General features: G+C 52.9%; 10 protein-coding genes and 1 pseudogene. 6 read left to right on the forward strand and 5 right to left on the reverse strand.

Features of this window, described 5'->3' with window-relative positions:
* The first annotated feature begins 6 nt into the window (after positions 1-6).
* The 5 genes from ACTH5D_RS15650 to ACTH5D_RS15670 all read left to right on the forward strand — a co-directional run bounded on the left by ACTH5D_RS15650 (position 7) and on the right by ACTH5D_RS15670 (position 4,550).
* Complete coding sequence (locus ACTH5D_RS15650; RefSeq protein WP_441672856.1) at positions 7-747, forward strand: ABC transporter permease; 741 nt, start codon at positions 7-9, stop codon at positions 745-747.
* Positions 748-789: 42 nt separating this feature from the next.
* The gene (locus tag ACTH5D_RS15655) at positions 790-1,950 is read left to right on the forward strand and encodes an ABC transporter ATP-binding protein (RefSeq protein WP_335598299.1); all 1,161 of its coding nucleotides are present in this window, start codon (positions 790-792) and stop codon (positions 1,948-1,950) included.
* Between the two features lie 2 nt (positions 1,951-1,952).
* Complete coding sequence (locus ACTH5D_RS15660) at positions 1,953-2,684, forward strand: ABC transporter permease (protein ID WP_335598298.1); 732 nt, start codon at positions 1,953-1,955, stop codon at positions 2,682-2,684.
* Positions 2,685-2,726: 42 nt separating this feature from the next.
* Positions 2,727-3,611, forward strand: coding sequence for a glycine betaine ABC transporter substrate-binding protein (locus ACTH5D_RS15665; protein WP_335598297.1), 885 nt, complete (start codon positions 2,727-2,729; stop codon positions 3,609-3,611).
* 96 nt (positions 3,612-3,707) lie between these two features.
* On the forward strand, positions 3,708-4,550 hold the full coding sequence (locus ACTH5D_RS15670) for a nitrilase-related carbon-nitrogen hydrolase (protein WP_335598296.1): 843 nt from the start codon (positions 3,708-3,710) through the stop codon (positions 4,548-4,550).
* A 56-nt stretch (positions 4,551-4,606) separates the two neighbouring features.
* Here ACTH5D_RS15670 and ACTH5D_RS15675 read toward each other — a convergent pair whose 3' ends face one another.
* The 3 genes from ACTH5D_RS15675 to ACTH5D_RS15685 are packed head-to-tail and all read right to left on the reverse strand — an operon-like array spanning position 4,607 to position 8,336.
* Positions 4,607-6,097: a CoA-acylating methylmalonate-semialdehyde dehydrogenase gene (locus tag ACTH5D_RS15675; protein WP_441672858.1), complete on the reverse strand. Its 1,491-nt coding sequence runs from the start codon at positions 6,095-6,097 to the stop codon at positions 4,607-4,609.
* Positions 6,098-6,126: 29 nt separating this feature from the next.
* Positions 6,127-7,401, reverse strand: a complete 1,275-nt coding sequence (locus ACTH5D_RS15680; RefSeq protein WP_035558483.1) for a M24 family metallopeptidase — start codon at positions 7,399-7,401, stop codon at positions 6,127-6,129.
* A 53-nt stretch (positions 7,402-7,454) separates the two neighbouring features.
* Positions 7,455-8,336 carry a HalD/BesD family halogenase gene (locus ACTH5D_RS15685; protein ID WP_441672853.1) on the reverse strand — a complete coding sequence of 294 codons (882 nt, stop codon included), beginning with the start codon at positions 8,334-8,336 and terminating at the stop codon, positions 7,455-7,457.
* A 138-nt stretch (positions 8,337-8,474) separates the two neighbouring features.
* Between ACTH5D_RS15685 and ACTH5D_RS15690 the strand changes: the two genes are divergently transcribed.
* The gene (locus ACTH5D_RS15690) at positions 8,475-9,350 is read left to right on the forward strand and encodes a LysR family transcriptional regulator (protein ID WP_035558489.1); all 876 of its coding nucleotides are present in this window, start codon (positions 8,475-8,477) and stop codon (positions 9,348-9,350) included.
* A 107-nt stretch (positions 9,351-9,457) separates the two neighbouring features.
* Here ACTH5D_RS15690 and ACTH5D_RS15695 read toward each other — a convergent pair whose 3' ends face one another.
* Together ACTH5D_RS15695 and ACTH5D_RS15700 are read right to left on the reverse strand one after the other, a co-directional pair.
* Complete coding sequence (locus ACTH5D_RS15695; RefSeq protein WP_431313160.1) at positions 9,458-9,628, reverse strand: transposase; 171 nt, start codon at positions 9,626-9,628, stop codon at positions 9,458-9,460.
* A 25-nt stretch (positions 9,629-9,653) separates the two neighbouring features.
* Positions 9,654-9,866: pseudogene (locus ACTH5D_RS15700) on the reverse strand (transposase); the annotation flags it as partial.
* Positions 9,867-10,211 lie beyond the last annotated feature (345 nt).

The following is a 10,211-nucleotide window of genomic DNA, read 5'->3' on the forward strand; positions in this document are numbered from 1 at the left end:
TGCTCGCTGGCGGTGATAGGGGGAGTGTCGGCGCCGGCTTCACGGATTCAGGTATTAATAATCAGGAGGCAGCGTTTGGAGCTATTTCACTTCGCCTTGAATTCAGGTAATGCAGGTCTGCTGCTGTCACGCACAGTCGAGCATATTGCCCTTGTTGGCGTTGCCGTTGGCATTGCCACCTTGACGGGAGTGCCAATCGGCATCGCCATTACTAAAAATGAGCGTGTCGCACAAAGTGTGCTCTATCTAGCGTCCATCATCGTTACCATCCCTTCAATCGCCCTTTTTGGCATCATGATTCCGGTTTTATCGCTCATCGGGCATGGCATCGGCTATGTGCCAGCTGTGATCGCGGTATTGCTGTACTCCCAGCTACCTATCATCCGCAACACGTACACGGCGATTAATAATGTTAATCCGGCATTACGAGAAGCCGCTCGAGGCATTGGCATGAGCCCCAATCAGCGCCTGCGTTTGGTTGAAATTCCACTCGCCATCCCGGTCATCATGGCTGGCGTACGCACGGCCGTAGTGCTCAATATTGGCGTCATGGCGATCGCCGCCTACATCGGCGCCGGTGGATTAGGCACCTTTATTAGCCGGGGCATTTCTCAATCGGATCCACGCCAGCTAATCGTCGGTGCGATTGCTGTGAGTCTGCTGGCCATTATCGTTGACTATTCACTACTGTATTTACAAAAGCGCCTAACCCCTAAAGGAATGAGCCGTGAGGCTGCGGCGACCTAACGCCTCTTTCTTGATGTAATTGCTACTATAAGAGACACCCATATGATTCGACTTGATAGCCTGACCAAGGTGTTCGATACGCCGAAAGGCGCGGTGGTGGCCGCTGACCATATCGATATGGAAGTGCCTGAAGGGGAAATCTGTGTCCTCTTGGGGCCATCGGGCTGCGGCAAAACCACCACGTTGAAGATGATCAACCGGATCGTTAAGCCCACTGCTGGCAAAGTGTTTATCAATGGCGAGGATACAACCGGCCTCGATACTCAGACACTGCGTCGCAATATTGGCTATGTGATCCAGCAAATTGGTCTGTTTCCCAACATGACCATCGAGGAAAACATCACCATTGTGCCCAAGCTTTTGGGCTGGGATAAGGCCAAATACAAAGCACGGGCACGCGAAATGATGGCGATGATCGCGCTGGAGCCGGATGCCTTTCTTAAGCGCTTCCCCAGTGAGTTATCGGGTGGCCAACAGCAACGCATTGGGGTGGCCCGTGCACTCGCCGCCGACCCGCCAGTGATGTTGATGGATGAACCGTTTGGCGCCATCGACCCGATCAACCGAGCCGTCATTCAGGATGAGTTCCTGAAGATGCAGCAGGATCTCAACAAAACCATCATGTTCGTAAGCCACGACATCGATGAAGCTATCAAAATGGGCAACCGCATAGCGGTTTTCCGTGAGGGGAAGCTGGTTCAGTACTCCACGCCCGATGACTTGCTGGCGGCGCCCAAAAACGCTTTTGTGGAATCCTTTCTCGGTGAAGACCGTGCGCTTAAGCGGTTAAACCTGGTAAAAGTGCGTGAGATTGTTACCGACGAAATCGGCACCGTCTTGCCAAGCGATACGTTAGAGACAGCGTTGGCGAAAATTGACGACTACGGTTATCAAAACGCTATTTTGATGGTGAATGAACGGAAGCAGCCCGCCGGGATTATTAGCCGCTCCGTCGCCCGCACTACTAAAGGCTATTGCCGCGATCACTTCCAAGCTGTTCCTGCGGTTGTTGATCTCGACGATGACCTACGCAAAGCCGCCTCTTTGATGTTTGCTCACGACCAAACTTGGCTGCCCTGCGTCAACCAAGAAGGAACGGTGTGCGGCCAAATAACCCAGCGCGCCATGACCAGCCATTTAGGTGCACGCTACCGCGCTCGCCAGGGAGATGATCGCAAGCCATCGGCGGCCATTAAGGAGTAACCATGCCTATTCGATCCATAAAAGGGGCGCTTAAGGCACTGGTGCTGGTGGCAATTTTCCTCGCCGGTGTATGGAGCCAAGCCAGCGGCGTTATTGATGAGTTTGTCTGGTATCTGCCTGACGTTCAGTATTTGATGGTGCAGCATATCTGGCTCACGTTGATGTCGGGTAGCCTGGCGATTATCGTCGCTATCCCGCTGGGTGTTTTGCTCTCCCGACCAAGCATGGCCCGGGTAGCCGAGTCACTGATGCAGGTACTCAACGTCGGTACTACCATCCCGACCCTCGCCGTGCTCGCCCTATCCATGAGTTTTTTGGGCATTGGCACGGTACCAGCGGTGTTTGGCCTTTTTGTGGCGACACTGCTGCCGATTACGCGTAATACCTATGCAGGGTTAAAAGGTGTTAACCCAGCACTGATGGAAGCTGCTGCGGGGATTGGCATGTCACCCATGCAGCGACTTTTCAAAGTCGAGCTGCCCAATGCCCTCTACGTGATTTTTGCGGGGATGCGCACGGCGCTAACCATCAATGTAGGCACGGTTCCCCTGGCGTTTTTGATCGGTGCTGGCGGTCTCGGTGAGCTGATATTTACCGGCATTGATCTTTACGACCCTATCATGATGCTTTCCGGTGCCATTCCCACCGCGCTGTTGGCGATCGTGGTCGATGCGCTAATCGCGGTTATTGCGTTTTTAGTTGTCCCTCGCGGGGTCAATCCCGGTCGCGCTTAAGCCCCGCCACTCATGAAGCTTTTCTAACAAAAGAAGGATTCGATGATGAAAACATTTACGACAGCACTGACTAGTATTGCCTTGGCGAGCAGCGTTTCGCTCGCAAACGCCAACGACATTAGCGTTGGCGGTAAGAACTTCACCGAGCAGCAGATACTGGCCACCATGACGACACAGTATCTGGACAACCTCGGTTACGATGTTGATAGCCGTTCTGGCATGGGCTCGGCCATTCTTCGCCAAGCGCAGGAAAATGGTCAGATTGATCTTTATTGGGAGTACACCGGCACGTCCCTGATCAACTACAACGACATCAGCGAAAGCCTAAGCCCTGAAGAAACCTACCAACGGGTCAAGGAACTCGACGCCGAGAAAGGCCTTACCTGGCTTGAACCGTCGGAGGCCAACAACACTTATGCGCTCGCCATGCGCGAAGCTGCCGCCGAGGAAAGTGGCATTGAAACGCTTTCTGACCTGGCCGACGCGGTCAATAATGAGCAGGGTCTAACCTTTGCGCTCAATGCCGAGTTCTACGCCCGTGAAGATGGTTGGCGCCCGCTAATGGAAGCCTACGACTTTCGTGTTGGTCGCAGCGAAGTGAGCCGCATGGATACAGGCTTAGTCTATCAAGCACTGCGCAATGAAGAAGTCGACGTCGGCCTCGTATTTGCCACCGACGGCCGTATTCCTGCCTTTGACTTTTATGTTCTTGAAGACGATCAAGGCTTTTTCCCGTCTTATGCGCTCGCTCCGGTGGTGCGTACGGAAACCCTGGAAGCTAATCCTGAGCTTGCCGACCAGATGAATAAACTCTCGGCGCTGCTCGATGACGAGACCATGGCCGAACTCAATGCCAGTGTGGATGTCGAGCGCGAGTCAATTGAAGACGTTGCAAAGAGCTTTCTCGAAGAGAACGATCTGCTCTAACACTGCTAGGCGCTAGTGCATGGCACTGGCATAATGCCTGTCACAACATCGCCAAAAAGCCGCTCCAATGGAGCGGCTTTTTCAATGGGGGAGCCAATGCATTATCAAAATAAGCTTCGAGTAGGCGCAGCACAGATTAACACCACGCTTGGCGACGTGGATCATAACCTCGAGCGCCATTTGGCGCTGATTGCCGAGGCTCAGCGTGATGGTGTGGAGCTTCTGGTCTTCCCCGAACTTTCGCTAACGGGCTATCGGCTAGCCAGCCGCGTGATGCAAGTGGCGATGCCGCTCGAAGACCCTCGCCTCAAAGCGTTGGCCGACGTGTGCGGCTCTATGCAGGTAGTGGTCGGCTTTGTGGAAGAGGCGAGCCCCGGTGAGTACTACAATGCGCTGGCCATCTTTCAGCACGGCCAGCTAATGGGCGTGCATCGCAAGCTTAATCTGCCCACCTATGGCGGGTTGGAAGAAGGCAAGTGGTTTACCCATGGCAGTGAACTCACGCATACCGATATTTGCCCTGGCTGGTCGGCCACTCAGCTGATTTGTGCCGACTTATGGAACCCAGCGTTAGTGCACGCCGCCCTGCTCGCCCGCCCGACGGTGCTTTGCGCGCCGATTAACTCAGCTAGCGGCATCGTTAGTGAGGACTTTTCCAATGAAGAAAATTGGGCATTGAATACCCGGTTTTACGCCATGACCTATGGCACACCGGTCATTATGGCGAACCGCTTTGGGCCGGAGGGTGACAGCCACTTCTGGGGCGGCTCGCGCATTCTCGGCCCGGGTGGTGAGACGCTTGCGCAAGCCGACGATGAAGAAGTGCTGATTATGGCGGATCTTTCCCGTACCGCGATTGCCAAAGCACGCTTTGAATTACCCACACATCGTGATGCTGATACACCACTGGTCAGGGAGCTTATGGCAGGTTATCGCTAGCAACGGCCAGCTCACCCGCCAGAGTAAGTATCCGGCGGGCATGGGGAAAGGTAGGTTCAGTGGGAGGGAAAGCTAAACTGTGCCGTCTCTTGGGCACTTTCCGTCGGCCAGCGCTGTGAGACTGCCTTTCGCCGAGTGTAAAAGCGCACAGCGTCGGGCCCATAGGCATGCAAGTCGCCAAACAGTGACTCTTTCCACCCACCAAAGCTATGAAAGGCTACCGGTACGGGTAGCGGCACATTAATACCTACCATGCCGACTTCAACCTCATCGGTGAAGCGGCGTGCTGCTTCACCAGCGCGGGTAAACAAGCAGGTACCATTTCCATACTGGTGAGCATTTATGAGTTCAATGGCTTGATCAAAGTCATCCACGCGAACGACACACAAGACGGGGCCAAAAATCTCGTCTTGGTAAATACGCATCGCTGAAGTGACGTGGTCAAATAGCGTCGCGCCCATAAAGTAGCCAGGGGCGTTTTCCACTAGCGGATGTTTGCGACCATCGAGTCTTAATACTGCTCCAGCTGATTCGCCTTGACCGATATAGTCTGCCACCCGATCACGGTGGGCTTGGTTTACCAACGCGCCCATATCCAACCCCGGCTCTGTTCCGGGTCCAATATTGAGATGCTTCGCTTTTTCAGCCATCTTGTCTACCAACACATCAGCAGTTTGATTTCCCACACAAACAACCACCGAAATCGCCATGCAGCGTTCACCAGCGCTACCATAAGCGGCACCAATCAAGGTATTAGCCGCATTCTCAAGGTCAGCATCAGGCAGTATGACCGCATGATTTTTCGCCCCACCTAATGCTTGCACGCGCTTACCCAGGCTGGCACCACGCTGGTATATTGCTTTGGCTACCGGCGTAGAACCAACGAACGACAGCGCTTTAACCTTTGAATGCTCGATGAGCGCATCGGCGGCTTCGCGGTCTCCTTGTACGACGCTAAACACACCGGCGGGCAGGCCTGCCTCTTCAAGTAGCTCCGCCATTTTGATCGCCACGGAGGGCACTTGCTCTGACGGTTTTAAAATAAAACAGTTGCCACATGCAATCGCTATGGGGAACATCCATAGCGGCACCATCGTGGGAAAATTGAACGGTGTGATGCCCGCGACAATCCCCACCGGCTGATGGTTTGACCACGTATCAATACCCGGTCCAGCGTTATGGGAATACTCGCCCTTTAATAGCTCAGGAATACCGCATGCGTATTCGACGTTTTCAATGCCACGTTTGAGTTCTCCCATGGCATCTTCCAACACTTTGCCATGTTCTTCGCTAATCAGCTTACACAGCGCCTCAGCATCACGCTCTAACAGCATTTTGAAGCGATACATGACCTGTACGCGCTTGCTAGGCGGCATATCACGCCAAGTGGGATACGCCGTTAGCGCCATTTTCACGGCTGAATTGACCGTTTGTGTGTCCGCCATTGCCACTTGGCGCACCGTTTTACCAAAGGCTGGATCTACCACGGGGAAGTAACGAGCTGCTTCTACGGGGCTCCCTCCTATCCAGTGGGGAACAGTCGTCAGCGATGAATCAATCACGGGATTACACTTCCTTATTTTAGCAGCTCGTCGTTGAAGGGGTAGCGTGAGAGCTTTTCGATACCGGTCTCGGTAATCAATACCTCTTCTTCGAGTTTGACACCATCAGCCGCGCCGACCTCGCCAATATAGCTTTCGACCGACACCACCATGCCTGGCTCTAGAACACCGTCCTTGGAGAACTTATCAAAATCCATATGGTGGGCGACCAGCGGCGTTTCACCATGCATCCCCACCCCATGAATGATCGATGGGTAGCGGCGGTCGATAAAGCGATCGGGGATTTTCCAGGCTTTATCAGCAATTTCACGGTAGCTCATGCCCGGTTTAAGCAAGCCCATATTGTGGTGTACCTGGTCGTACGCCATGCGATATATTTCGCGCTGATAGGCCGAAGGTTTGCCTGGACCAACGTGGAACGTGCGCGAGAAATCCGAGTAGTAACCGTGGCAACCGATGGTGTCGGTATCCAGTGCGACCAGCTCGCCAGGGCGAATTTTGCGGTCACTGGCTTCATTAAACCAAGGGTTTGTACGCGGCCCAGAAGAGAGAAGACGGGTTTCGATAAACTCGCCCCCGCCTCTGATCACCTCGCCGTACATGATCGCAAACAGCTCGTTTTCAGTGATGCCCGGTTTAATCGCGGCTTCGACTTCCGCCACGGCGGCTTCACTGGCGGCCATCGACTGAGCCAAACAAGCGATTTCTTCAGGCGTTTTGATGCGACGACAGTGCAACGTATCCTGCATGCAATCGTAGACATCAAGCCCCTGCGCTTCTAATGCACGCGCGAGATTAAGCGCGCAACGGTCAAGGCCCACTTTCTTATTACCCCTGCCGTGTTCCTTAACCAGTTCGGCAATTTCCACACCAAAAGGGTCAGACGACATGCCATCGCGTTGATTCACCGCTGACCACACCACCTTAGAGGTGCGCGCCTCATCGATGGTCTCAAGCCAGGTGGAGACGTGCGCGCTACCGGGATACTCAAATAGAATAATTGGCCCTTCAAGCGGGACATAAACGTATCGCGTGGAGTTACGCAGGAAGTAACCAAACATATTGCGCGACCCTGTCGCATAGCGCTGGTTATTCGGGTCAAACAGCACCAGTGCTGCATACCCTTCTTCCGCCATCATGGCACGCAGACGCTGAAGCCGCCCAGCGCGCAGCTGTTTAGGATCAAAGGCGGTGGGAATGCTATCGCCGTTGCCCATCGGCGCCGACGGCACCACTGGAATCTGATCAGGTTCGTTATCGGTAAGGTTTTCGCTTTCGACAATACTCATGGTATCTCTCGCCTCAGGGTTGGTTGGAGTCGCGGGGAACGTCTAAACGACTCCTAATCTGCTAGGCTATCGCTACGCTGCATGCCGTCTTTAAGGATTTGTTCATGAACTGGTGCCATGCGGCCAAAGATACGCTGAGCACGTTCCGGCCGACCCACAAAGCCTGGCTCTTTGGCGTAGGCAAAAATGACGGTGTGGCGCTCTTTATCTCCCTCAACCGGCGTCACTCGGTGGAGAGAGTAGCGACCAAAGAACACCTGTAAGTCACCCGGTTGAAGATCAAGGGTTTTCAGTTGTGAGCAATCCCCGTCGATGACTTTCTCAACGTCTTCGAAGTTTTCACCTTCAGGGCTACGGATCCCCGGCGCGTACTCGAAACGGCCGCCACCATGAGATTGACGCGTCATCATCGTGACAATGAACTCGTTGGTGTCATAGTGCCAAGGGTGCTGGCAGCCCTCACGCAACACGTTTACCACTAAGTCCGCCAACGGGTCGGCGTACTGGTGAATTTTTTCCATTCTCACCACGGCCCCGATAAAGCGTTGAAATTCTTTATTTTCATACACTTGTCGGATAATAGTGTCACTACCGATACGATCCCCTGCCACAAAACCATTTGTGCGATCGTCAAAGCGATTTTTGGGATGTGTGGCCGGCAGTGAAGGGTCTCCTTCACTGTTATACGGGTTCGTCTCCGTTTGGTTGTAATGAGCATCCGGCGACAGCCGCTCTGTTTCCCGTTCAAGACGTGCTAGAGCCTCCTCAGGAACAAAGTTTTTAAGCACGACGCAGCCATCTTCACCTAGCTGACTGCGACACTGTGCGATTAACGCACGTCCGGTTTCGCTGTCCAACGCATCAATGGGATACGTTTTGAGATCGATAAGGCCATCTAATGTATTCGCCGATGGAGCAACCGCAGTCGCTTGCATGAAAAATACTCCTGTCGAATTAACGAATAATCTGGTGAATAAGGTCACGTTGAATAACGTTTTGGACAGGGTAGTGATGGATGACTCATAATAGAAATGAATAGTTGAGATACGACCCATTTAAAAGACTCATGAATTATGGATACGGATTTACTTCGCGCCTTTGTCACCGTGGCGGAATGCCAAGGGTTTAGCGCCGCCGGTAAGGTGTTGCATCGAACCCAATCGGCGATGAGCCTGCAAATAAAGCGCCTTGAGGATCAGATGCGGCAGTCACTCTTTGAGCGCACTAGCCGTAGCGTGTTGCTAACGGCCGCCGGAGAGCGTTTGCTGCCCTACGCACGCCACATACTCAAGTTAGAAGATGAAGCCAAAGACTTACTTAAAGGAGGGACACATGGCGAAATCATTCGACTAGGCACCTCTGAAGAACAAGCGGCTACCTACTTGCCAGATCTGCTGCCCCGCTTTTCGGCACAGTTTCCCCATATTCAGTTAGAGGTACAGTGTGATATCAGCGACGCGCTGGTGAAGCGCTTTCAGGAAGGGTTGTTGGATGTCGTGCTGTCGGTTAGACATAAGCCCACTCAATCAGGGCAACTACTCGGTTGGGAGCCAATGGTGTGGGTGATTGCTGAACATGTACCGTTGGCGCAATGGCCAATACTTCCATTGGCCTTAAACCCTGAAGGCTGCATTTTTCGTGCGCATGCGTTGTCAGCACTCGGACGTGAGGAAAAACCCTGGGAGCTTCGCTACATTAGCCAATCCCCGACCGGCATTAATGTCCCTGTGCAAAATGGGCTTGCGCTAACCGTTAAGACACCGCGCAGTGTTCCGCCAGGTTGTCGTATCGTGACAGAAGCCGATGGATTACCTGATCTTGGGCATGTGGAAATAGAGCTTCACCAGCGCCCTGGCCATTCCAGTGAAGCCTTTCAAGCATTTTGCCAAGCGCTAGAAGCAGCAGTTACTGACCATAATGGCATTGAATGCCTACATTTAGGCGCGTAGTAAACTTGTTTATATTTCCAGCGTACCCCACCGTTCAGCCCTATTATTTTCATCATACATTTTCGAGCCATTGTTATGGCATTTGTGCGAAGTCGGCGGAAGAAAAGCTAGGTTTTGTACAAAAAGTTGGCTCGCAAGCAACGGTCGATGCACGCAACGCATACCATCGCTCTAAAGCTACTGGCTAATTTTTCATAGCGTGTGGCGATTCGGTGTAACTCTTTCAGCCAACCAAAGCAGCGTCCTACCGCATTGCGTTGCCGATATTTGTTTATCAAACCGCCTTGGTAATCCAGGACGGGCTCTTCGATGCATATTACGCTGAGCTATCACGGGCTTCATACCGTGTCTGTCACAATAGCGGCGTAGCTCATCGCTGTCATAACCTTTATCCGCCACTATGTAACGACTACGCTTACGGGGCCGACCCGTTCTACCTGGCAGGTGGATTCTTTCTAAGGTAGAGATGAAGTGGCGAGACTCTGACTGTTGGCCGGGTGACAAAGTGAAGGTCATCAGATATCTCGTAATGTCCGACCATCGTTTTCCCCTATGCGGCTATTGCATAGGAAAAGTTAGCAGATAAGACTTTTCGTACAAAGCCTAGGAACGTTCGTACAGCACTAGATCAACTGGATTTACGTGGGCTACCCATTCGCCTGAATAAGCTACTGGATGCCCTTGCCCTGGAAGAATGTGAGCAGCACGGTAATCGTCACTCCATCGGCTTTATTTGAGCTAAGAACCGAACGAAAACGTGCAAGAGATACACTACGCATCCATGGTGTAAATGAATAGATTATCCTTAATCAACTCCCAACGCCTTCACGACTGCGTCGATTGGCTCTGCATAGAAGCTGG

It is taken from the genome of Halomonas sp., assembly GCF_052095695.1.
Lineage (GTDB): Bacteria > Pseudomonadota > Gammaproteobacteria > Pseudomonadales > Halomonadaceae > Vreelandella.